This is a genomic window from Haloarcula sediminis, from assembly GCF_035656455.1.
GTDB lineage: Archaea > Halobacteriota > Halobacteria > Halobacteriales > Haloarculaceae > Haloarcula > Haloarcula sediminis.
Genome location: NZ_JAYMGA010000001.1, coordinates 918,999 through 940,965 on the forward strand (window position 1 = coordinate 918,999; position 21,967 = coordinate 940,965).

Genomic DNA, 21,967 nt, shown 5'->3' on the forward strand with positions numbered 1-21,967 from the left:
CATGACCGGATACACAGTCGTTCACGACGCCGCACAGCTCGTCTACACCCGCAACGAGACCGTCAAGACGGTTCCGGACGCCGCCCTCGCCGTCCGGGACGGGACCGTCGTCGCGAGCGGCCCGAGCGACGAGGTCACCCGGGAGTATCCCGTCGACGGGGCGGCCGTCAGCGTGGACGCATCCGGAAAGACGGTCCTCCCCGGGTTCGTCGACTCACACACCCACGCCGTCTTCGCGGGGGACCGCTCCGACGAGTTCGCCGCGAAGCTCCAGGGCAAGCGCTACCAGGAGATACTGGACGAGGGTGGCGGCATCCTGCGTACCGTCGAGGCCGTTCGGGACACGTCCCGCGAAGAACTCGCCGACCTGCTGCGTGGGCGCCTCGACGCGATGCTCGCACACGGGACGACGACAGCGGAGGTGAAGTCGGGGTACGGCCTCGACGTCGACACCGAGCGAAAGCTCCTGCGGGCGGTCCGGGACGCCGCCGAGGACCATCCGATGACGGTCGTGCCGACCTTTCTCGGGGCCCACGCGGTCCCCGAGGGGTGGGAGACCGACGCGTACGTCGACCACGTCGTCGACGAGCAGCTCCCGGCCGTCGTCGGGGAAGGGCTCGCGGAGTTCTGTGACGTGTTCTGTGAGGCCGGCGTCTTCTCGGCGGCCCAGTCGCGGCGGGTGCTCGAAGCCGGCGCCGAGGCCGGACTGACGCCGAAGGTCCACGCCGAGGAGTTCGAACACACCGGCGGTGCCCGGCTGGCCGCCGACCTCGGGGCGGCGAGCGCGGACCACCTGCTCCAGGCGACCGACGCCGACGCCGCGGCGATGGACGATGCGGGCGTCACGCCCGTGCTGCTCCCCGGAACGGCGTTTACGCTCGATACGGACTACGCCGACCCCGACCGCTTCGGCGAGGTGGCGATAGCGACGGACTTCAACCCCAACTGCCACTCGCTGAGCATGGAGTTCGCCCTAGACCTCGCGTGTCACGGGATGCGGATGGCGCCGGGGGACGGGATACGGGCCGCCACCGCCGTCGCCGCCGAGGCCCTGAACAGGACGGACGGGACCGGAACGCTGCGGGAAGGGGCGCCCGGTGACGCTATCGTCGCGGACGCGTCCAGCTACGAACACATCCCGTACAGCTTCGGCGTCAGCACCGTCGACACCGTCATCGCGGGCGGCGAGGTGGTCGTCGATGGATGAGGTCGTCGTCGACGGCGAGAGCCTCACGCCCGCGGCCGTCGAGGCGGTCGCCCGCCACGACGCGCCCGTCGCCATCGCCGAGGACGCCCGCGAGGCGGTCCGCGAGTCCCGGGCGCGCATCGAGGACATCCTCGAAACCGACGAGGCGGTCTACGGCGTCAACACCGGGTTCGGCGAGCTCGTCCAGCAGCGGATTCCCGAGGAGGACATCGGGACGCTCCAGCGGAACCTGCTCCGGAGCCATGCCGCAGGCGCCGGCGACGAACTCGGCACGCCCGAGGTGCGCGGGATGTTGCTCACCCGGCTGAACACGCTCGTGAAGGGGTTTTCCGGCGTCCGGGTCCGGGTCGTGGACCTCCTCGCCGACATGTTGAACGAGGGCGTCCACCCCGTCGTGAAATCGAAGGGGAGCCTCGGCGCGAGCGGTGACCTGGCCCCCCTCTCGCATCTCGCGCTCGTCACCATCGGCGAGGGCGAGGCGTGGGTCGACGGCGAGCGGCTGTCCGGCGGGGACGCGCTCGACCGCCGTGGGCTCGAACCCGTCCGGCTGCGCGCCAAGGAGGGGCTGGCGCTCATCAACGGCACGCAGTTGACCGTCGCGCTCGGCGCGCTGGTGCTCCGGGACGCAGAGCGGGCCGTTCGGGCCGCCGACATCGCCGGCGCGCTCACCACGGAGGTGACGATGAGTACCAGCGCATCCGCACATTCACGTATTCAGGACGTGCGCCCCCACGCGGGCCACGCGGAGACCGCGCGCAACATCCGGACGCTCACTCGCGGCTCCGACATCATCGAGTCCCACCGGAACTGCCACCGCGTACAGGACGCCTACGCGATACGATGCATGCCACAGGTCCACGGCGCCGTCCGGGACGCCGTCGGGCACCTGCGGGGCGCTGTCGAGACAGAGCTCAACAGCGCTACCGACAACCCGCTGGTGTTCGACGCGGAGCGGGTAGACGACCGCGCGAGCGGCACCGACAGCGCCGCCGTACTCTCCGGCGGGAACTTCCATGGCGAGCCACTCGCGTTGCCCCTCGATTACGTGACCGCCGCACTCACCGAACTCGCGGCCATCTCCGAACGCCGCATCGACCGGCTTCTCAACCCCAACATCCAGGAGGACCACCTGCCACCTTTCCTGACCGACAACGACGGGCTCGAATCGGGATACATGATAGCACAGTACACGGCCGCGGACCTGGTGAGTACGAACCGCTCTATCGGACGGCCCGCCACGGACAACATCACTGTAAGCGGAAATCAGGAGGACCACGTGAGCATGAGCGCGACGAGCGCGTACCGCGCGCGGGAGGCGGTCGACAACACGCTGTACGTACTCGCGAGCGAACTCGCCTGCTCGGCACAGGCGATGGAGTTCGTCCCGGACCACGAACCCGGCGCGGGAACGGGCGTGACGTACACGGCCATCCGGGAGAAGGTGCCGCCGCTTGAGGAAGACCGGCCCATCGGCGAGGACGTGGACGCCGTCCTCGAACTCCTCGTCAGCGACGCGCTGACCGAACGTATCGAGTCCGCGATAGACGAGGACGTACACTAGCCGTTTGCCCCGCCGTCCCGGTTACTCTCCCCACAACTTTTAATATATAATGAATAATCGGGTAGGAATACACACGTCCCCGAACTGGCGCGAATTTATTTCGAATTTTGGCTGGCAAACCGTCTTATCCTGTGCGTATGTCTTGGTTTAGGGCGAGAGTAATAACGAACACAAGATTCAGGGGCATATAAATACCCATCCATATGGTGCGTTTAGCTGTATATAGATGTCGTTTCGTATCCCACACTGTCATGAGTGATCGAACCACTGATTCGAACCGAACCGGAACGCGTCGCGTCTCCCGCCGGGCGTTCCTCGGAACGACTGGCGTAGCGTCGGCGTTGGCTCTCGCCGGATGTAATGGCGGCGGCGAGGGCGGCTCCTCGAACGGTGAACCCGCGAAGCCGGATAGCCTCATCGTCCGCGCGTGGGGTGGCGCGTGGCAGGAGAACCTCAACAGCGAGGTCGCGGAGCCGTTCACCGAGGAGACGGGCATCGAAATCGAGTTCGACAACACGAGCGAGGAGGTCATGCAGGGCCAGATACGGACGGCGCTGAACCAGGACCGCGCGCCGCCGGTCAACGTCAACTGGTCGACAACGCTCCAGTCGTACAAGGCCGCGGACGCGGACCTGATGGTGCCTCTCGACACCGACGAGATGACGAACCTCTCGGGGCTCCTTCCGGCCGCACAACCCGATATCGGCGACGCCGAGTGGCCCTTCGCGAGCCTCTACTCGTACGTGTACTCGCTGTCGTACAACACGGACGAAGTCGACTCGGCGCCCGCCTCGTGGGAGGAACTCTGGGGCGACGGGTGGAGCGACGGGCTGGGCTTCTACCAGGGCGGGACCGGGTTCGTCCCGGTTCTCGCGGAGCTCGCGGGCGAGGAACTGGACGGCGACATGTCCGCGACCTGGGACCGCCTCCGGGACCTCTCCGGGAACGTCGGCCTCATCGGCGAAGACGACCAGCTCACGACGAACCTCATCGACGGCGAGATAGCGGCGTGTACGCTCATCGCGGCGAACACGTACAACGCGAGACAGGACGACCAGCCGGTCGATTACACGGTCCCCGAGGAAGGGGCCGTCGCGAAGCGCGACGCCATGTACACGCCGCGGGGACAGGAGGATAACGTCATCTACTGGGGGCAAGAGTTCATCGACTACTCGGCCAAGGCGGAGATAAACGGCCCGTGGTCCGAGGGGCTCGGCGTCGCGCCGCTCCACGGCGACGCGGAGGTCCCCGACTGGATGGCCGAGTCCGAGATGTTCCCGACCAGCGAGGAGCAGTTCAACAGTATGATAACGGTTGACCCGGCCAACTATGTCGAGAACAGCTCGTACTGGTCCAGCCAGTTCAACGAGATCACGCAGTCCTAACCACGACCCCGAACCCGCCCACAGCTTCCATATCAGAATGAGCATCCGGGAAAACATACACCGCCGTCGGCTCCACGTACAGTGGCGCGTGATGGACGCTCTCATCGCCGCCAAAAACCGAACGCCCGTGAACTTCTCGCAGGGCGTCAGTGACCGCTTCGGGTACGCCCTCATCGCGCCGGGGTTCCTCCTCATCAGCTTTCTCGCCGTCGGTATGGGACTGCTGGCGTGGTACAGCTTTCTCACCTACGACCCCGTCGAGATATTCGTCTACGAGTATACCCTCGAGAACTGGCAGCGGTTCATCGAGACGGCGGCACACCACCGGATACTGTTCCGGACGCTGCTTTACTCGGCCGTCGTGACTGTCGTATGTGTCTCACTCTCGGTGCCCTACGCCTACCTCATCATCCGGACGGAGAACGGCCTGTTCCGGAACCTCCTGTTGTTCGGGCTGTTTGTCCCCTTCTTTACGGGCGTCATCATCCGCGCGTACGGCTGGCTCATCATCCTCGGCGAGAACGGCATCGTCAACTGGCTGCTCGGGGAGATAGGTGTCAGCTCGATCGGGTTCATCGGGACGCCGTTTGCCGTGCTGGTCGGGTTGATACAGTATATGCTCCCCTTTGGCGTGTTGATGCTGACGCCGGCGATCGCCAGCATCGACGAGGACCTCGAACGGGCGGCCAAGAACTGCGGCGCGAACCAGCGCGAGACGTTCCGCCACGTCGTCCTCCCGCTGGCGCGACCGGGGCTCTCGGCGTCTATCATCGTGGTGTTTACGCTGTCGGTAGCGAACTACTCGATCCCGAAACTGCTCGGCTCCGGACAGCTCAGCTTCGTCGCCAACTTCATCTACAACAAGCTGTTTACCACGCTCAACTACCCGTTCGCCGCGGTTCTGAGCCTCATCCTCGTCGGCATCGCGTCGCTCGTCGTGATGGCGATATTCAAGCTCTATGGCACCGGGACGCTCGGCTCGGAGGTGGACGGCGCATGAGCTTCATCCGCGCTCAGCTCCGCGGTCTCCGGACCGACCACCCCTTCCTGCTCGGGTTCGCGCTTCTGGAGATGGTGTTTCTCGTCCTCCCCTCGGCTATCGTGCTGGTTGTCTCTATCGGACCAAGCGAGATCGTCACGTTCCCGCCGTCCGGGGTCACGCTGAAGTGGTACGGCTCGCTGCTCAACGACGCGGGGTACGCGGAGCCGTTTACGCATAGCCTCTATGCGGCGACGCTGTGTACCGCCCTCTCGATACCCGTCGGCGTCGCCACCGCCGTCGGCCTGAACCGCTACGACATCCGGTTCAAAGACGGGTTCCAGACGTACTTCCTGCTCCCGTTTACCGTCCCGCTGGTCGTTTCGGGTGTCATCCTGCTTATCCTCTTTGGCCGCATCGGGTGGATAGGCGACCTCTGGGCCGTCGGACTGGCGCTGACTATCATCAATCTCCCCTTTATGATATGGAGCGTCGCGTCGAGCGTCAACGCGTTCGACCCGACGCTGGAAAACGCCGCCAAGAGCCTCGGTGCCGAGGAGATACAGACGTTCGCACACGTCACTTTCCCCTCGCTGATGCCCGGCGTCATCTCGGGTGCACTGTTGATGTTCATGCTCGGTCTCAACGAGTTCCTCGTGAGCCTCATCATCACGACCCGGACAACCGAGACGCTGCCTGTCGCGATTTACAGCGCTATCCGCGGGAACATCAGCCCGCAGATAGCGGCCATCGCGAGCGTCTACGTCCTCATCGCCGTCGTCGCCATCGTCGTCGCCGACCGGGTTGTCGGCCTGGACCGGTTCCTGCACTCGTGAGACAGCGGGGCCACCGGCCCGGCCGAACGGGACCGCCGTCGCGGACACACGGGTCCGCTGTCCGGTACGGCAGCGCCCCGTTCTCGCTTCCGTCCCGTGATTCGGACCGGTCGATACCCTCTCAACGCCACCATCGGGCACAGCGGCTCCGCGTCCACCAAACCGTTTAGTGGCCGGGTCGTCTCTGGCCGGCCGTGAGTCGGCCACTGGGGTATCTGTCGGTCGTGTTATCGCTTTGCTGTGTCCTCGGCGTCGGCCTCGTCGCCCGGTTCGGTGTCGACGGGACCGTCGCCGGCTTCGAACTCGCCTACCTGCTTGGAGAGGGGCTCTCCGTGCTCGCTATCGCCTTCGCCGCGTACGGCTGTTATCGGTTCCTCCTCGTGGCGTTTGACCGCCGGACCCCGGACAAGCGCCGCCGCCACGACGCGCGGAACGTCCTGCGGCTGGCCGTCGGTATCGCTGGGACCATGGCCGTCCTCGGCGTCGTCACCCAGCAGTGAGTCGGCGTGCTGTTCTCGCTGGGCGTGGTCGGCTTCGTGGTGACGTTTGCCCTCCAGCAGCCGCTGTTCTCGCTCATCGGCTGGCTCTACATCATGGTAAAGCGCCCCTATCAGGTCGGCGACCGGGTCGCCATCGAGGACTCGAAGGGCGACGTCGTCGAGGTGTCCTTTCTCGTGACGACCCTGTGGGAGATAAACGGCGGCCTGGTCTCCTCGAACCAGCCCTCCGGGCGCATCATCACCTTGCCCAACAGCGTCGTCCTCTCCTCGCACGTGAAAAACTACACCCGCGAGGAGTTCCCGTTCGTCTGGAACGAGCTGACGGTACAGGTGGCCTACGAGACCGACCTCGACTACGCGACCGAGCTGATGGCGACCATCGCGGACGACTACATGGGCGACGAGATGGCCGCCCGCATCGGCCGCTATCGGGAACGGCTCTCGGAGACGCCGGTGGAGCTCGAAGTAAAGGACCGTCCCTCGGTCAACGTCGTCCAGCAGGAGTCCTGGGTTGAGTTCCGGCTGCGCTATCTCGTCCATCCCCGACGCGGCCAGCGGGTCAGAAACGAGCTGTATAAACGGATTCTCGAAGCGTTCAACGATGAGCCCGACCGCGTGAAGTTCCCCGTGAGCCGGAACCGGTGACAGCCTTTAGGTCCCGCGCGGGCGGAACTCCGACATGGACGAGACGCCGCTTCCCGAGGTAACCGAGCAGTTCGCACGCACGCTCACACCGGAGCCCGACGGCATCGTCGCGGAGATGGACGAGCGGGCCGACCGCGAGGGGTTCCCGACCGTCGGCCCGGCCGTCGGCGCGTGGCTCCGCCTGCTGGCCCGCCTGACCGATGCCGAGCGTGTCTTCGAGTTCGGTTCGGGCTATGGCTACTCGGCGTACTGGATGGCCCCCGCGCTGCCCGCGGACGGCGAACTCGTCCTCACCGAGGTCGACGCCGACGAGCTCGACGCGGCACGCGAGTACTTCCGGCGGGGCGGCTACGCCGACCGCGCGGTCTTCGAACACGGGGACGCCGTCGACGTCGTCGACCGGTACGACGGCCCCTTCGACGTCGTGCTCGTCGACAACGAGAAGGAGCGCTACACCGAGGCGTTCGAGGCGGTCCGGGAGAAAGTGCCCGTCGGCGGCGTCGTCGCCGCGGACAACGCCGTCGAGGCAGCGCCGCTTGACTTCGCGGACGTTCGGGCGCTGCTTGCCGGCGAGTCGGTCGAAGCGAGCGACGCGAGCCGCGGCGTCGCGGCGTATCTGAAGCGCGTCCGGGACGACCCCGACTTCGAGACGGGCCTGCTTCCGCTGGGGGAGGGCGTCGCTGTCAGCGTGCGAGTGGCATAACCGGCCCAGCGGCAGACCCAACCGCGACCTTGTCTTTTGTTGTCGTATGTCGTCTGGTGACGGCGAAGCCACGGCCGACAAGTTCGGACTGAGCGGGGCAGTCATAGAGCGGACGGTGGAGAAAGCCGAGATGGACCCCGAGGAACTGCTTGGCACCCTGGAGATACTCCACGCCGAACTCATCGGCCGGCACTCGAACCTGGAGCGCGAACGCGAGTACGTGACCGTCGACGGGGTGCGGGCCTACCGGGTCAACGAGGCGGTCTGGGACGAGTTCCTCGGCGAGTTCGACTTCGAGGCGCCCACCGAGTCGGCGGTCCGCTACGCTCACACTGAGCAGGCCAAACTCCTGTTTGCGTCGTCGGTCAGGGGCGACGACAACTTCGACAGCGACGAAGAGGGCGTCATCATCGGTATCGACACCGCCGAACAGTTCTGAGGGCAGCCGACCCCGAGACTCCGATTCTCGGCATCGAAAATTGGGGTGTATAGCTTATGTGCCAGGCCTGGCAACCTCCGCACAACCGACTATGAGTTTGATGATAGATATCCGGAAGCTCGGGCTCTTCAACAAGATGGCCAAGGAGGGGGGCAACACCGTCGCGAACCACCTCAGCCAGATGACAGGGATGCAGACCGAGATGGAGATTACCAAGATAAACTTCATCGACATTCCGGACATCAAGACCCACATCGGCGACGAGAAGCAGATCGGCATCAGCATCGAGATGGTCGAGAAGCCCCACGGGTACATCCTCTTTCTGTTCAACGCACGGAGCGCGAAGGACCTCGCTCACGGCATGATCGGCGACATGGGCGAGACCAGCGACGCGGGCGGTTTCACCGACATGGAGCGGTCGGCCATCCAGGAGATCGGCAACATCATGACCAGCGGCTTCATCGACGGGTGGGCGAACGTCCTCGATACGACCATCGACATCTCCACGCCGAACTTCACGTTCGGACCGGGCAGCGGCATGGTCGACCAGCTCGTCGGCGGCCGCGACAACGACATGGCGCTGATGTTCGACTCGCGGGTCCACGCGTTGGACTCGGACATCAACGTGAAGGTGTACACGTTCCCCGAACTGGAGGAACTAGTCGAACTGATGCAGGAAATCGAAGTCTAACCGCAAACGAACGGACCGGCCGGTGCCCCATCCGGTCACAACGTCGGTTCTCAAGGCGGGCACGCTGTGTACCGTCTCGACAGTGGTTTCGCTCACAGGCCACAGCGGAGCGCTATGGAGGTCATCACTGGGTCGCTCCGTCAGCGGATGTCGCGGGCGTTCGTCGAGACACTGCTGTACCGGAGACTCGTGGTCGCCGTCACCGTCGGGGTCGCGTTTTTCCACCGGCGCGACACCCAGTACCGGAGTCGCCGCGAACGTCAACAGGGCAGGTACGTACTACAGCGACGACCGCCTGTGTCATCGACTCTCATAGGGCGTGACGAACGCCGGTAACCACGCGGGCCTGTACGCCGGAACGCCGAGAACAACTTCAGCGGAGTTTCTCGCGGTTCCACGAGGTATATGGTGACACCACACATGAACACGACCATGGAGTTACTTTCGGAGTATCCGGTGCCCGAACACGCCCGTGAGGTCAAGGCCGAGGCCCGCGAGTTCGCCCAGGAACACATCGCGCCCGTCGCCGCCGACTACTACGAGTCGGGGGAGTACCCCAGGGAGGTCCTCGAAGCCGGGATGGACGCCGGCCTCGTCGGCCAGGACCTCGGCGAGGAGGTCGGCGGGAAGGGGTACGACCTCCAGCAGGTGCTTGCCATCGCCGAGGAGTTCTACCGGGCCGACGCCGGCATCGCGCTGACGCTACAGCTCGCGAGCTTCGGCGCCGAAATCGTCGAGGAGCACGGCAGCGAGGCCCAGAAAGAGGAGTATCTTCGCCCCGTCGCGGAGAACGAACAGCTCACCGGGCTCGCCGTCTCCGAGCCCGAGACCGGCAGCGACCTCGCGGGGATGACCACCAGCGCCGAGAAAGAGGGCGACGAGTGGGTCATCAACGGCGAGAAGTACTGGATCGGCAACGGCGTCGAGGCCGACTGGGTCACCCTCTATGCCAAGACCGGCGACGACCCGGACAACCGCTACGGCAACTACTCGATGTTCATCGTCCCCACTGACGCCGAGGGGTATCACGCCGAGCACATCCCGGAGAAGATGGCGTTCCCGGCCTCTAAACAGGCCCACATCGTCCTCGACGACTGCCGCATCCCGGAGGACCACCTTGTCGGCGTCGAGGGCGCCGGCTTCTACATGCTCGCGGAGTTTTTCAACCACGGACGGGTCATCGTCGGCGGCCACGGGCTCGGCCTCGCCGCCGCGGCCATCGAGGAGGCGTGGGAGTTCGTCCACGACCGCGAGGCCTTCGGCCGGACCGTCGACGAGTTCCAGTCCGTCCAGCACAAGCTCGCGGACATGCAACTGCAGTTCCAGTCGGCCCGCTCGCTCACCTGGGACGCTGCCGAGCGCGTCGCAAACCAGGACAACGCCGGCTACTGGGCTGCGCTGGCCAAGACAGCTGGGACCGAGGCCGCCACGGAGTGTTCACAGATGGGGATGCAACTGCACGGCGGCCGGTCAGTGCTGCTTGAAAACCGCATCTCCAGGGTGTTTCGGGACGCCCGCGTTCCGGTCATCTACGAGGGGGCCAACGACATCCAGCGCAACCTGATTTACCGGCAGACGCCGCAGTAGTACAACTGGACATCAGTGAGATAGTTGGGGAAAGTTATCTAACCGGTAATCGATTTTCAGAAGTTGTAGTTGGTTAGTAGCGACCATCGGTTTGATAATTTTCGAGAGAGATAAGGCTAAAAACAGCCGATGTCTTCGAAAGACGACCCCTCTGACCAGTCTCTCCCTTTCGACTTTGATCCGGAGCAGGATCTCCTTCGGCGATATGAGAAGATGGTACAAACTCAAATATCGACGCTAAACGGTATTGACGATAAGGCAGCATATGTTGCACGTTTAGTTGGTATCCTAGCAGGGCTCATATTAAGCGCTACCTCTCTTGCTGTCAGTACGGAGGAAATAACCGTCTCGATAAAAACGAGCGCCGTTTTTATCCTGCTTGGGTTATCTGTCGCCGCTCTCTTTGTCTCTCTCGTATATGCTATTATAACGTATCTTAGCAGTAAGTTCGAGTATGGACCATCAGCCGAGATGGGGGAGTATATGTCGAACTACAAGGTAAAAGAACAGCAGTACAAAGATGTTCTTCTTCGCGGGTACAGTGACGCCATAAAACAGAATCGGCGCGTCGTGGTGACAAATGCGCGCCGATTTCAACGCTGTTTAGCCGCGTTCCTCGCTGGTCTGTTGTTCCTTTTCGGTGCTAGTATTATACTTATTTTGATATTTCCGCTGATGGCTGAGATACTCGTCGCGCTTCTGTTTGTGGGTGGTGCTGGATGGCTGGTTCGGTATATTCTCCGGGAAGAATATTTAACGCTGGAACGGCGAGACACAGATAATGAGTGAGTCAGAGAAACCAGAAGGGGACCTCTCCAACAGCGATGCTGTGAGAGAGGGTGAAGACGGCAAACCCCGTGTGCGGATGGAAGCACTGCAGAAAGGTGGTGGCGGCGAAGACACTGAAGATGAATAGCCAACTAGTTCGATAGTGTATCTTTCCCCGGGAATCCGTTTACCGGTGATCTGGGCAGACGAGGCTGGCGAGTTGCTACAGAAGCTTCCACGGCGATATTCCCAAGTGCTACCGGTTGAGCGGCCTTGCTACTTTCAATTGTAGTCATTCTACAGACTCCATAACTAGTTCGGACCCACCCTTTTGTTTTCACCGTCCGTACGCCCGGTATGGAGACGCCAGCAGTCACCGTCCTTGACCGCGGGCGCGTGATGGCCGACCGGAGCTTCGTCGTCGACGGGGCGAGCGTCGCGACGGCCTCGAACCGCGAACCCGACCACGCCTACGAGGAGTATGTCGTCTGGAACCTCGTCATCGAGACGACCGAGCGGACGATACTGTGGGACACCGGCTCACACCCCGACGCGGGTGACGGCTACTGGCCCGACCCGCTGTACGAGGCCTTCGCCCACGTCGACGCGGCCGATCATACCCTCGACGGCGACCTGGCCGATGCGGGCTACGACCTCGGCGACATCGACGCCGTGGTGATGAGTCACCTCCATCTGGACCACGCCGGCGGCCTGGCGAACTTCGCCGGGACGGACGTGCCTATCTACGTCCACCGGGAGGAGCTGCCCTACGCCTACTACAGCGCCAAGACCGACGAGGGCGCTATCGCCTACCTGGCCAGTGACTTCGACCACGACCTCAACTGGGAGGTCGTCCACGGCGACAGCTACCACCTGGCCGACGGCGTCGAACTGCTGCACCTGCCCGGTCACACGCCCGGCCTCATGGGGGCGCTCGTCGAGCGGGCCGGCGACCCGCTGCTCGTGGTGGGCGATGAGGCCTACGTCGAAGCCAACTACGCGGGCCAGTCGATGGCGACGAGCCTGCTGTGGAGCAACGCCGCCTGGCGCGAGAGCCTGGCCCGCTGTAATGACATCCAGCGCGAGACGGGCGCCGAGGTTCTGCTGGGCCATGACCTCTCGGTGTTCGAATCAGTGAGCGAGGGGCCGTAGCGTCAGCGTCTCCCCGTCGCGGGTGCGGACGGTCCGGCGGTCGTCGTCGCGGCCGACGACGGCCCAGAGGCCAAGCTGGAAGTGCAGTTCGACCTCGACGGCGTTGACCCGCTGTCCGGTCTCTGTGATGCGGTAGGCCGTCGCCTCGTCCCAGCTCACTGCTCGACTATCCCGTAACGGCTCTCCAGGTGGTCGACGATGTAGTCGACGGTCGCGGGGTCGTAGGTCCAGAAGCCATAGAACTCACGCGGGTCGCGCTCCTCCGCCAGGAGCGCGCACTTCTGGCTGGTCGCCCCGTCGCGTCCGTCGTCGAAGACGACGAACCACGACTTCGCGATCTCCTCGCTGCGGTCCAGATGCAACCGGAACGAACTGTGGTCCGGCGGGTCGATGTCAGGCACCGCGTAGGCGTGGACGTCGACCGCCGAGTCGCCGAGTCGCTCGTACAGGTCACGCTCGCCCTGTAGCGTCGACAGCGTCTGGAAGCCGGCATGCAGCGACCCCCGACCGACCCGCCACGCGCGGTCCTCGATCTCGCGGGAGGCCGCGACCATCCGCTCGATAGACCAGGAGGTAAACAGCGTCTCGTCTAGGTGGTCGAGGAGACTGGCCGCACCGTCCTCGCCCAGGACGCGGTCGCGGTCCTCGAGGGAGTCGTAGAACGATTCGATGTCGGTCGCCGTGTAGACGCCGTCGGCGTCCGAGAGCGTCAGGAACTCGCCTGGACGGCCGCTACCGGTCGTCTCCCGGACGACGCTGACGTTCCGGTCCGCAAACCGGTCCCGGAGGTCCTCGACGACTGAGGCGTCCGCGTTGAATACTGTCAGTGTCCCCTCGTGGGATTCAACGCCGGCGATGAGCTCGCTGAGCGACATTCGAACCGAGAGAAGTCTGGAACGGCATTAGGCCTTCCGGCAGGCGGGGGAGACGGCGGGGCGGTCCGCGTTCCGTCCGACATCTACCTATCGGGGATCCGTATCGGAGCCGACAGTTCACCGCGCCGAGGCCGGCACATTGGTCATCATCGTTTCCGCGGATTGGGTGCCCTCGCCCGATTAATAACGATTAATGGACCTTGATGTAGTGGAAAATCTTTAGTCGTGGCCCCCCAACCTTCCCTTACGGCACCACAGCTGGGGCCGAGGATTTCACAATGACAGACAACGAACTAATCTGGCGGATCGCTGGCGGTTCCGGGGACGGAATCGACTCGACCAGTCAGAACTTCGCGAAGGCCCTGATGCGTTCGGGACTTCACGTTTTCACACACCGACATTACCCGTCGCGTATCCGCGGTGGCCACACGTACGTCGAGGTACGCGCGAAGGACGAAAATGTACAGTCACGCGGTGACGGTTACAACTTCCTGCTTGCCCTGGGTGACTCCTTCGCCCGGAACCCACAGGACGAGGCCTACTACGGCAAGGAAGAGCTGAAACCGCTGTACGAGAACTTCGACGACCTCCGCGAGGGCGGCGTCCTCCTCTACGACGAGGGGCTGCTCGACGAGGAAGACGTCGAGGAGATCGAACTCGAAGAGGCCGCCGAGGAGAACGGCTGGCACGTCGTCCCGATGGACCTGCGCGGCATCGCGAAAGAACACGGCCGCGAGATCATGCGCAACACGGCCGGTATCGGCGCGACCGCAGCCATCCTCGACATCGGCACCGAGGAGTTCGAGGAGCTCATCAGGCAGAACATGGCCGGCGACATGCAGGAGGCGAACCTCAACGTTCTCCAGGACGCCTACGAGGCCGCCTCCGAACTCGATATCGACCACGACATCGAGGTCCCCGAAGGCTCCCACGACGAGGAGCAGGTCATTCTCTCGGGCTCTAACGCTATCTCCTATGGCGCCCTCGACGAGGGCTGTCGGTTCATCTCGGGCTATCCGATGACACCGTGGACAGACGTCTTCACTATCATGTCCCAGCATCTGCCCGAGTTCGGCGGTATCTCCGAGCAGGTCGAAGACGAGATCGCCGCCGCGGCGCTCGCTCTCGGTGCGTCCCACACGGGCGTCAAGGCGATGTCGGGCTCGTCGGGTGGTGGATTCGCCCTGATGTCCGAGCCGCTGGGCCTGGCCGAGATGACCGAGACGCCGATCGTGCTGGTCGAAGCGATGCGTGCCGGGCCCTCGACCGGGATGCCGACCAAGCCCGAACAGGCCGACCTCGAACACGTCCTGTACACCTCACAGGGCGACTCGGCACGTGTCGTGTTCGCGCCAGCGAACATCCGCGAGTGTTACACGCAGACCCGCGCCGCGTTCCGGATCGCCTACGAGTACCAGATTCCGGCCATCGTCATCTACGACCAGAAGATCCAGGGCGAGCTCCGGAACCTGCCGGCAAGTCACTTCGACGAAGAGCCAAACGCCGACCCCGGCTCCGTCCTCACCGAGGAGGAGATTCAGGACGCCGCCCACCACGCGTCGGGCAAGTTCCAGCGGTTCCTCCACGAACCCGAGGACGGCTCGAACGTGAGCCCGCGCTCGGTCCCCGGCCAGAAGGACGGGCGCTACCTGGCGACCGGGAACGAGCACACCCCTGAGGGTCACATCAGCGAGGACCCGAACAACCGCATCGCCCAGATGGAGCGCCGTCTGAACAAGCTCGACGACATCCGCGCCGACCTCGACGAGAACGCCTCCCACCAGACCTACTACGGGCCCGAGGACGCCGAACACGGTATCCTCGTGTGGGGGAGCCAGCAGGACACGGTCTTCGAGGCCGTCGACCGGCTCAACGAGGAGGGCCACAGCGTGAAGGCCCTGGGCGTCTCCGATATGGCCCCGTATCCGGTCGAGGAAGTCTCCGAGTGGCTCGAATCCGTCGACCAGGCGCTGGTCGTCGAGATGAACGCCACGGCCCAGTTCCGCGGGCTGACCCAGAAGGAGATCGGCAAGTACGGCGACAAGCTGTCGAGCCTCCTGAAGTACAACGGCAACCCCTTCGAGCCCGCCGAGATCGTCGACGGGTTCGAATCCAGCATCAACGGCGAGGACCTCGCCGCGACCAACATGAAGTACCTGCCAGCGGCAGGTGACTAACCTATGAGTGCATTCAGCGCAATCGGCGACGACCGAGAGATAGACCGAGACGAGTTCACGCCCGGCATCGAGCCACAGGCCACCTGGTGTCCCGGCTGTGGGGACTTCGGTGTCCTGAAGGCACTGAAACAGGCAATGCCCGAGGTCGGCAAGAACCCCGACGAGGTCGCCCTCTTTACGGGTATCGGCTGTTCCGGGAAGCTCAACAGCTACTTCAACAGCTACGGCTTCCACACCATCCACGGCCGCTCGCTGCCCGTCGCCCGGGCCGCGAAGCTCGCCAACCCCGAGCTAGAGGTCATCGCTGCCGGCGGTGACGGGGACGGCTACGGTATCGGTGGCAACCACACCATCCACACCGCCCGTGAGAACCACGATATGACCTACATCGTGTTCAACAACGAGATCTTCGGGCTCACCAAGGGCCAGACCTCGCCGACCTCGCCGAAGGGCCACAAGTCAAAGACCCAGCCCCACGGCTCGGCGAAGTCGCCGATTCGACCGCTCAGCCAGCAGCTAAACGCCGGCGCGACCTACATCGCCCGCACGGCTGCGGTCAACCCCAACCAGGCAAAGGAGATCATCGCCGAGGCCATCGAGCACGACGGCTTCGCACACATCGACTTCCTGACCCAGTGTCCGACCTGGAACAAGGACGCGAAACACTACGTCCCGTACACGGACGTCCAACAGTCCGACGAGTTCGACTTCGACGTCTCGGACCGCAAGGAAGCCGCCGAGATGATGCGAAAGACCGAAGAGCGCCTCTACGAGGGCGAAGTGCTCACCGGTCGGATGTACATCGAGGACGAGCGCCCCTCCTACGGGGCCGAGAAGCGGGCCATCGGCGAGATGCCCGAGGAACCGCTCGCCCAGCGGTACTTCGACGAGGACGCCGAGTGGGAGCGGACCTACGACAACCTCCTCGAACACCACAAATAACGCTTAAATTCCGGGTCCGTCGGCCGTGCCGACGGACTCGAACTGGGGTTACTGATTCGGAAGATATTTTTTCACCCATCATAAATATCCCTACATGAGTGTCGAGTCTACGGAGCGTCGGATACTGTCTGTCTTGGAAGAGGACGCACAGGCATCGTACGCGGAGATAGCGGACCGGGCCGAGGTCTCGAAGCCGACAGTCCGCAAGTACATCGAGAAACTAGAAGAGGAAGGCGTCATCGTCGGCTACTCCGCCGACGTCGACCCCAAGAAGCTGTCGGGCCAGTCTATCGCCATGGTCGGTATCGACGTCGCCAGCGAGCGCTACGTCGAGGCGACCCGGAAGCTCTCCGATATCGACGCCGTCGAGTCGCTGTACACCTCCAGTGGCGACCACATGCTGATGGCGGAGGTGCGCGCGACCGACGGGAACTCCCTGGCTTCCGTCATAGAGAACGAGATACTCGAACTCGACGGCGTGACGGCCGCCCACCCCTCCTTCCTGCAGGAACGGCTGAAGTAACGGGTTTTTAGACGCTCCGGAGCAGAGGGCAACTATGCCGTCTCGGTTGGTTATCGGCGCCGGGTCGACAGCGAGAGCCGTAATCGACGCGGTGAGTGGCGACCACGAGAGCCTGTGGGTCCTGACAGGCGACAAACACCGTGCCGAGACGCTCCGCGAGAGCGGCGTCTCAGTCACTGTCACGGACGACTTCGACCGCGCGGCGATGGCCGAACTGGACATGACCCCGGAGACAGTGGTCGTCGCCAGCGACGACCCGGCCGTCAACGTCGCCGCCGGGGAGACGGCCGCCGAGCTGTTTCCCGACACCTTCCGGCTCTGTTACACCGGATACGGCTCGACGGCCTCCCAGCGCCGTCGGCTCGACAGCGTGGCCGACCGGGTGGTCGACCCCGAAGCCGTGCTGGCTGACCGGATACAACGGAGCGTTGGCGACGCGGGGGCTCGCACCCGCAAGCTTCAGGAGGTGTTGCGGGACATCGACGGCCACCTGGCGGTCGTCACACACGACAACCCCGACCCGGACGCGATCGCAAGCGCCGTCGCGCTGGGCGAGCTCGCGGCCCGGGCCGACTGTGAGGTGTCGCTGTGTTACTACGGCGACATCTCCCACCAGGAGAACCGCGCGTTCGTGAACCTACTGGAGTACGACCTCGTCAATCTGGACCCCGAGGACGACGCGGCGCTTGACCCGTACGACGGGTTCGCGCTGGTCGACCACTCCCGCCCCGGCGTCAACGACCAGTTGCCGGCGGACCTGCCAATAGATATCGTTATCGACCACCACCCGCCACGGATGCCGGTCGAGGCCCGCTATGTCGACCTGCGAAGCGGCGTCGGGGCGACGAGCACGCTGCTCGTGGACTACTTCGAGCGGCTCGAAGTCGAGCTCTCGGAACCCATCGCCACCGGGCTGCTCTTTGGGATCCGCGTCGACACGAGGGACTTCCGCCGGGAGGTGTCGGCCGAGGACTTCGAAGCCGCCGCGAAGCTCGTCGGTCGGGCCGACATGGAAGCGCTCCAGCGCATCGAGGACCCAAGCGTCAGCGGCGAGACCCTCGCGGTCATCGGCCGCGCTATCGACAACCGCGAGAAGGAGGGGTCCGTGTTGCTCTCCTGTGTCGGCGAGCTCTCGGACCGGGACGCGCTGGCCCAGGCCGCCGACCGGCTGCTCGACCTCGAGGACATCCACGCGACGCTGGTCTATGGCGTTCTGGACGGGACGATATACGCCTCCGCGCGGGCCCGCGGTGCGGATATCGACCTGGGCGAGGCACTCCGGGACGCGTTCGGCCAGATCGGCTCGGCTGGCGGCCACGCCGATATGGCCGGCGCACAGATAGCGCTGGGCGTCCTCGACAGCGTCGACGACCGCGAGGAGTCGCTCCACACCATCGTCAGGTCGGTCGTCAACGACCGCTTCCTCGACGCCGTCGACTCCCGCTCGCATCGACTGCTGGGCCGCGTGGACGGTCGGACCGAGTTCGCGTCCGCCGAGTACCCCGAGCTGAGCCGGCCACCGCTTGACGAACACGACACCGCGTAGCCGAGTCTTTTTGCCGCTCGCTGGGCAAGGGCCGGTGATGTCAGATTCGGGTCAACCGACGGTCGGGGAGTACATGACGCGGGACGTCGCGACGGTTGCACTCGACGACACCGTCGCCGAGGTGGCCGAGCGCATCGCCACGAGCGACGAGTTCAGCGGCTTCCCCGTCACCGACGGGCGACGCGTCGAGGGCTTTGTCAGCGCCCGCGACCTGCTGCTGGCGGCGGACCACGAGCCGATGTTCCGCGTGATGACCGAGGACATCATCGTCGCCGCACCGGAGATGGCAGTACAGGACGCCGCCCGGGTCATCCTCCGGTCGGGCATCCAGAAGCTCCCGGTCGTCGACGACGCCGGGAACCTCGTGGGCATCATCTCCAACGCCGACGTCATCCGCTCCCAGATCGAACGGGCGACCCCCGACAAGGTCGAGAAGCTGGGGCGGACGCTGGCGAACATCCACGACATCACCACCCACGACGAGCGGCGGACAGTCGACCTCGACGCGCTCACGCCGACCCAGCCGACGGTGTACGCCGACGAACTGGAAGGGCGGGTGTACGAGCTCGAACACGGCCTGGCCGAGCCCCTCGTCGTCATCGACAACGACGGCCACCTCTACCTGGCCGACGGACACCACCGTGTGAAAGCCGCCGAGCACCTCGATATCAAGGCGATGGAAGCCAACATCATCGTCCTCGACGAGACGGTGGAACTGGGAATGGCCGAGACGGCCGCCGAGGCCGACCTAGAAGATATCAGCGATATCGAGGTCGTCGACTACGCCCGCCACCCGCTCGTCCAGCAGACCGAGCAGTTACAGGAGTAACGAGAGTCCGACCGCCGGGAGGAATCTCGAACCGGAACGGGGAGCGCGGCGACCCGTGGAGGGCCGACCAGAGGGAGGTCCGGAGAAGCGCAGCGGCGGAGCCGCGAGCAGGCGGGTCTGAGCGCAGTGAAAACCCTCCAATACGGACGCGGTGACCGAGGGGAACCGCGGAGGAGTAGCGAGAGTCCGACCGCCGGGAGGAGAGCCAAGGAGCGCCAGCACGACCGGCCGACGCGGCTACTCCGGGTTCCGGCGTCCGCCCGTATCGTCAGTTCGACGCGAGACGTAGACGACCAGCCCGAGGAGGACCCCCAGCCCGATGCCGACCGTGATCATCCCGTACAGGGCCACGCCGAAGGGGGTCGGCGGGAGCGCGACGACGCCAAACAGCGCCGGTTCGAGGTCGGCGGGCCGAATCGCCCCCAGAACGAAGCCCATCACGCCGGCCAGCGCGACGATGATGACGTACATCTGGACAACGACTTTCTCGCCGGGCGTCTCGGCCACCTGCTCGCTCATACATCGGGTTGGGGCGGGAGACGATTAGCCTTTTTCACTTCCGGTCCGAAGGGTGCCCATGTCACAGAAGGAGCTTCTGTTTATCGTGCTTTCGGGCATCGCCATCATGATGTTCATCACCGCTATCGTGCTGGTCTCGGGCGCGACCTGATAGTACGAACCGCAAAAAACAACGGCGGGTTATCAGGACGGGTCCGTCAGTCGTCCTGTGGGTCCGAGGAGGCTCGGTTCGCCTCGCTCACCTCACCGCCGTCAGAACGCTGTTCTGACGAGGATCGCCTCAGTCGTCGCTCACCTCACCGCCGTCCGTCAGCGCGGACTTTTCCTCGTCCTCGCCGCCGTCGGTGACCGCCGTCTCCAGCTTGCGGTCGTACCACTCCCACTCCTTGTCGAGGAGCCCGTCGCGTTCGAGGTCCCACGGGTCGCCGTCCTCGACTTTCGGCCCTTCGAGCCAGGACTGGACGATGTTCCAGACGAAGATGAGCTGGCCGACAAGCAGGACGAACGCGCCCACGGTCGCCAGTATGTGGAAGGTGCTGACCTGTGCGAGCGGCGCGATGGCGCCGTCGAACTGGTAGGTGGCATAGCGGCGCGGCATCCCGAGGTAGCCAAGCGCCAGCATCGCGAAGAAGGTGAGGTTGGTCCCGATCATCGAGAGCCAGAAGTGGGCCTTCCCGAGCGTGCGCTGGTACATCCGGCCGGTGAAGACGGGGAACCAGTAGTAGATGCCCGCGAAGACGGCGAAGCCGATAGCGCCCATGACGACGTAGTGGAAGTGACCCACGACGTAGTAGGTGTCGTGCAGCACCAGGTCGACGGGGATGGAGGCGAGGAAGACGCCGGTGACGCCGCCGATGATGAAGTTCGAGACGAAGCCGATACAGAACAGCATCGGGCTCGTCAGGCGCAGCCGACCGTTCCACATCGTCGTGATCCAGTTGAACGTCTTGACGGCGCTGGGTATCGCGATAGCGAGCGAGACCGCCATAAAGGAGGCCCGCAGCCGCGGGTCCATCCCCGTCGAGAACATGTGGTGGGCCCACACGCCGAAAGAGAGCACCCCGATAGCGAGCGTGGAGTAGACGACGAACTTGAACCCGAAGAGCTTGCGACCCGAGAACTTCGGGAGGATGAGGCTCACAAGTCCCATCGGCGGCAACACGAGGATGTACACCTCGGGGTGGCCGAAGAACCAGAACAGGTGTTGCCACAGCAGCGGGCCACCGCCCTCCACGGCGAAGAACGTCGTCGCGAGGTTGCGGTCCATCAGCAGCATGACGAGGGCGCTGCCAAGCAGCGGGAAGGCAAAGAGGATGAGCGCCGACTGGGTGAGGATGGTCCACGAGAAGATGTCGAGGTTCGCCCAGTTGACGTCCTCACCGCGCTCGGTGAAGATTGTCGCGATGAAGTTGATGGCACCCATCGTCGCCGCGACCCCCGAGAGGTGCAGCCCGAGCAGCATCAGGTCGACGCCGGGGTTGGCCTGCTCGACTGACAGCGGCGTGTACATCGTCCACGCGGTCTGTGCCGGCTCGATCATGTTCTCCGTGACCGGCGCGAGGAAGAAGCCGGCCCAGATGAGGAGGGCGGCGGGGGGAAGGAGCCAGAACGCGATGGCGTTGATACGCGGGAACGCCATGTCGTCGGCCCCGATGAGCAGCGGGATGAAGTAGTTCGCAAACGCCGCGATGATGGGCGTCCCGAAGAGGAACAGCATCGTGATGCCGTGGCTCGTCAGGATGGAGTTGTACGCGTTCGCCCCCAGTATCGCTCCGCCCGGGACGGCGAGTTGAACGCGGATGAGCATCGCCATGACGCCCCCGACGGCGAAGGCGATGATGGCGTACAGCCCGTACAGCAGTCCGATGTCCTTGTGGTCGACGGTCGTCAGCCAGCGGATGATACCCGCGGGTTTCTCGCGGTTGAGGACGGCAGCGTCCTCACCGGTCGCGGTTCCACCTCCGGCCAGCGGTGTGTACGACCGCCAGTTCTCGATGCGCGTGAGTAACGCGATGATGCCGACGAGGAGGACGGCCATCAACCCCGTCAGCACTAGATCTCCTACAGCCATAGACGCACGTCAGGACTGAGTGATAATGAAAG

Annotated in this window: 22 protein-coding genes and 1 pseudogene; 19 read left to right on the forward strand and 4 right to left on the reverse strand. The window is 64.5% G+C overall.

From position 1 onward, the window contains the following. Position 1 precedes the first annotated feature (1 nt). The 14 genes and pseudogenes from hutI (at position 2) to VJ162_RS05015 (ending at position 12,453) form a co-directional block, all read left to right on the forward strand. The gene (gene hutI, locus VJ162_RS04945; protein ID WP_324662789.1) at positions 2-1,207 is read left to right on the forward strand and encodes an imidazolonepropionase; all 1,206 of its coding nucleotides are present in this window, start codon (positions 2-4) and stop codon (positions 1,205-1,207) included. Next, a complete protein-coding gene (gene hutH / locus VJ162_RS04950; RefSeq protein WP_324662790.1) occupies positions 1,200-2,768 on the forward strand; it encodes a histidine ammonia-lyase in 1,569 nt (522 codons plus the stop codon). The genes hutI and hutH overlap by 8 nt, the downstream gene beginning before the upstream one ends. A gap of 251 nt (positions 2,769-3,019) precedes the next feature. Then, positions 3,020-4,153 (forward strand): ABC transporter substrate-binding protein, encoded by a 1,134-nt coding sequence (locus VJ162_RS04955; protein WP_324662791.1) that lies wholly within the window; start codon positions 3,020-3,022, stop codon positions 4,151-4,153. A gap of 37 nt (positions 4,154-4,190) precedes the next feature. Next, complete coding sequence (locus VJ162_RS04960) at positions 4,191-5,153, forward strand: ABC transporter permease (protein WP_324662792.1); 963 nt, start codon at positions 4,191-4,193, stop codon at positions 5,151-5,153. After that, on the forward strand, positions 5,150-5,968 hold the full coding sequence (locus VJ162_RS04965; protein WP_324662793.1) for an ABC transporter permease: 819 nt from the start codon (positions 5,150-5,152) through the stop codon (positions 5,966-5,968). Before VJ162_RS04960 ends, VJ162_RS04965 begins: the two co-directional genes overlap by 4 nt. Before the next feature lie 194 nt (positions 5,969-6,162). Next, positions 6,163-7,113, forward strand: a pseudogene (locus tag VJ162_RS04975) (mechanosensitive ion channel family protein). 34 nt (positions 7,114-7,147) lie between these two features. Beyond that, positions 7,148-7,816, forward strand: coding sequence for an O-methyltransferase (locus VJ162_RS04980; RefSeq protein WP_324662798.1), 669 nt, complete (start codon positions 7,148-7,150; stop codon positions 7,814-7,816). A 46-nt stretch (positions 7,817-7,862) separates the two neighbouring features. Further along, positions 7,863-8,255, forward strand: a complete 393-nt coding sequence (locus VJ162_RS04985; protein ID WP_324662799.1) for a hypothetical protein — start codon at positions 7,863-7,865, stop codon at positions 8,253-8,255. 91 nt (positions 8,256-8,346) lie between these two features. Then, positions 8,347-8,946, forward strand: coding sequence for a chemotaxis protein CheC (locus tag VJ162_RS04990; protein ID WP_324662801.1), 600 nt, complete (start codon positions 8,347-8,349; stop codon positions 8,944-8,946). 114 nt (positions 8,947-9,060) lie between these two features. Next, positions 9,061-9,282, forward strand: a complete 222-nt coding sequence (locus tag VJ162_RS04995) for a hypothetical protein (protein ID WP_324662802.1) — start codon at positions 9,061-9,063, stop codon at positions 9,280-9,282. Positions 9,283-9,378: 96 nt separating this feature from the next. Continuing rightward, positions 9,379-10,533 carry an acyl-CoA dehydrogenase family protein gene (locus tag VJ162_RS05000; RefSeq protein WP_324662803.1) on the forward strand — a complete coding sequence of 385 codons (1,155 nt, stop codon included), beginning with the start codon at positions 9,379-9,381 and terminating at the stop codon, positions 10,531-10,533. A gap of 129 nt (positions 10,534-10,662) precedes the next feature. Continuing rightward, a complete protein-coding gene (locus tag VJ162_RS05005; protein WP_324662805.1) occupies positions 10,663-11,322 on the forward strand; it encodes a hypothetical protein in 660 nt (219 codons plus the stop codon). Next, positions 11,315-11,449 carry a hypothetical protein gene (locus VJ162_RS05010; RefSeq protein WP_324662807.1) on the forward strand — a complete coding sequence of 45 codons (135 nt, stop codon included), beginning with the start codon at positions 11,315-11,317 and terminating at the stop codon, positions 11,447-11,449. The genes VJ162_RS05005 and VJ162_RS05010 overlap by 8 nt, the downstream gene beginning before the upstream one ends. 209 nt (positions 11,450-11,658) lie before the next feature. After that, the gene (locus tag VJ162_RS05015) at positions 11,659-12,453 is read left to right on the forward strand and encodes an N-acyl homoserine lactonase family protein (RefSeq protein ID WP_324662808.1); all 795 of its coding nucleotides are present in this window, start codon (positions 11,659-11,661) and stop codon (positions 12,451-12,453) included. Here VJ162_RS05015 and VJ162_RS05020 read toward each other — a convergent pair. Next, positions 12,433-12,612, reverse strand: a complete 180-nt coding sequence (locus tag VJ162_RS05020) for a hypothetical protein (protein ID WP_324662809.1) — start codon at positions 12,610-12,612, stop codon at positions 12,433-12,435. The two genes, VJ162_RS05015 and VJ162_RS05020, sit on opposite strands and share 21 nt — an antisense overlap. Beyond that, on the reverse strand, positions 12,609-13,328 hold the full coding sequence (locus VJ162_RS05025) for a DICT sensory domain-containing protein (protein ID WP_324662810.1): 720 nt from the start codon (positions 13,326-13,328) through the stop codon (positions 12,609-12,611). The genes VJ162_RS05020 and VJ162_RS05025 overlap by 4 nt, the downstream gene beginning before the upstream one ends. 278 nt (positions 13,329-13,606) lie before the next feature. On the opposite strand from VJ162_RS05025, the gene VJ162_RS05030 reads away from it, so the two are divergent. The 5 genes from VJ162_RS05030 (at position 13,607) to VJ162_RS05050 (ending at position 19,345) form a co-directional block, all read left to right on the forward strand. Further along, positions 13,607-15,505: a 2-oxoacid:acceptor oxidoreductase subunit alpha gene (locus VJ162_RS05030; protein ID WP_324662812.1), complete on the forward strand. Its 1,899-nt coding sequence runs from the start codon at positions 13,607-13,609 to the stop codon at positions 15,503-15,505. Positions 15,506-15,508: 3 nt separating this feature from the next. After that, positions 15,509-16,447, forward strand: a complete 939-nt coding sequence (locus VJ162_RS05035; RefSeq protein WP_324662813.1) for a thiamine pyrophosphate-dependent enzyme — start codon at positions 15,509-15,511, stop codon at positions 16,445-16,447. A 94-nt stretch (positions 16,448-16,541) separates the two neighbouring features. Continuing rightward, positions 16,542-16,970 carry an HTH-type transcriptional regulator LrpA1 gene (gene lrpA1, locus VJ162_RS05040; protein ID WP_324662814.1) on the forward strand — a complete coding sequence of 143 codons (429 nt, stop codon included), beginning with the start codon at positions 16,542-16,544 and terminating at the stop codon, positions 16,968-16,970. 34 nt (positions 16,971-17,004) lie between these two features. Then, complete coding sequence (locus tag VJ162_RS05045; RefSeq protein WP_324662816.1) at positions 17,005-18,516, forward strand: DHH family phosphoesterase; 1,512 nt, start codon at positions 17,005-17,007, stop codon at positions 18,514-18,516. 37 nt (positions 18,517-18,553) lie between these two features. Then, positions 18,554-19,345: a CBS domain-containing protein gene (locus tag VJ162_RS05050; RefSeq protein ID WP_324662818.1), complete on the forward strand. Its 792-nt coding sequence runs from the start codon at positions 18,554-18,556 to the stop codon at positions 19,343-19,345. 237 nt (positions 19,346-19,582) lie between these two features. Here the strand turns inward: VJ162_RS05050 and VJ162_RS05055 are convergent, their stop codons facing one another. Together VJ162_RS05055 and ctaD are read right to left on the reverse strand one after the other, a co-directional pair. Next, on the reverse strand, positions 19,583-19,864 hold the full coding sequence (locus VJ162_RS05055; RefSeq protein ID WP_324662819.1) for a DUF7520 family protein: 282 nt from the start codon (positions 19,862-19,864) through the stop codon (positions 19,583-19,585). Positions 19,865-20,144: 280 nt separating this feature from the next. Beyond that, complete coding sequence (gene ctaD, locus VJ162_RS05060) at positions 20,145-21,935, reverse strand: cytochrome c oxidase subunit I (protein WP_324662820.1); 1,791 nt, start codon at positions 21,933-21,935, stop codon at positions 20,145-20,147. Between the last annotated feature and the right edge of the window lie 32 nt (positions 21,936-21,967).

Coding starts and splice junctions, on each gene's coding strand:
- VJ162_RS05010 (WP_324662807.1), top strand. CDS start 11,315: ATGAGTGAGTCAGAGAAACCAGAAGGGGACCTCTCCAACAGCGATGCT.
- VJ162_RS05000 (WP_324662803.1), top strand. CDS start 9,379: ATGGAGTTACTTTCGGAGTATCCGGTGCCCGAACACGCCCGTGAGGTC.
- VJ162_RS04960 (WP_324662792.1), top strand. CDS start 4,191: ATGAGCATCCGGGAAAACATACACCGCCGTCGGCTCCACGTACAGTGG.
- VJ162_RS04955 (WP_324662791.1), top strand. CDS start 3,020: ATGAGTGATCGAACCACTGATTCGAACCGAACCGGAACGCGTCGCGTC.
- VJ162_RS05035 (WP_324662813.1), top strand. CDS start 15,509: ATGAGTGCATTCAGCGCAATCGGCGACGACCGAGAGATAGACCGAGAC.
- ctaD (WP_324662820.1), bottom strand. CDS start 21,935: ATGGCTGTAGGAGATCTAGTGCTGACGGGGTTGATGGCCGTCCTCCTC.
- VJ162_RS04965 (WP_324662793.1), top strand. CDS start 5,150: ATGAGCTTCATCCGCGCTCAGCTCCGCGGTCTCCGGACCGACCACCCC.
- VJ162_RS05050 (WP_324662818.1), top strand. CDS start 18,554: ATGTCAGATTCGGGTCAACCGACGGTCGGGGAGTACATGACGCGGGAC.
- VJ162_RS05030 (WP_324662812.1), top strand. CDS start 13,607: ATGACAGACAACGAACTAATCTGGCGGATCGCTGGCGGTTCCGGGGAC.
- VJ162_RS04990 (WP_324662801.1), top strand. CDS start 8,347: ATGAGTTTGATGATAGATATCCGGAAGCTCGGGCTCTTCAACAAGATG.
- VJ162_RS05045 (WP_324662816.1), top strand. CDS start 17,005: ATGCCGTCTCGGTTGGTTATCGGCGCCGGGTCGACAGCGAGAGCCGTA.
- VJ162_RS05055 (WP_324662819.1), bottom strand. CDS start 19,864: ATGAGCGAGCAGGTGGCCGAGACGCCCGGCGAGAAAGTCGTTGTCCAG.
- VJ162_RS04995 (WP_324662802.1), top strand. CDS start 9,061: ATGGAGGTCATCACTGGGTCGCTCCGTCAGCGGATGTCGCGGGCGTTC.
- VJ162_RS04985 (WP_324662799.1), top strand. CDS start 7,863: ATGTCGTCTGGTGACGGCGAAGCCACGGCCGACAAGTTCGGACTGAGC.
- VJ162_RS05015 (WP_324662808.1), top strand. CDS start 11,659: ATGGAGACGCCAGCAGTCACCGTCCTTGACCGCGGGCGCGTGATGGCC.
- VJ162_RS05025 (WP_324662810.1), bottom strand. CDS start 13,328: ATGTCGCTCAGCGAGCTCATCGCCGGCGTTGAATCCCACGAGGGGACA.
- lrpA1 (WP_324662814.1), top strand. CDS start 16,542: ATGAGTGTCGAGTCTACGGAGCGTCGGATACTGTCTGTCTTGGAAGAG.
- hutI (WP_324662789.1), top strand. CDS start 2: ATGACCGGATACACAGTCGTTCACGACGCCGCACAGCTCGTCTACACC.
- hutH (WP_324662790.1), top strand. CDS start 1,200: ATGGATGAGGTCGTCGTCGACGGCGAGAGCCTCACGCCCGCGGCCGTC.
- VJ162_RS04980 (WP_324662798.1), top strand. CDS start 7,148: ATGGACGAGACGCCGCTTCCCGAGGTAACCGAGCAGTTCGCACGCACG.
- VJ162_RS05005 (WP_324662805.1), top strand. CDS start 10,663: ATGTCTTCGAAAGACGACCCCTCTGACCAGTCTCTCCCTTTCGACTTT.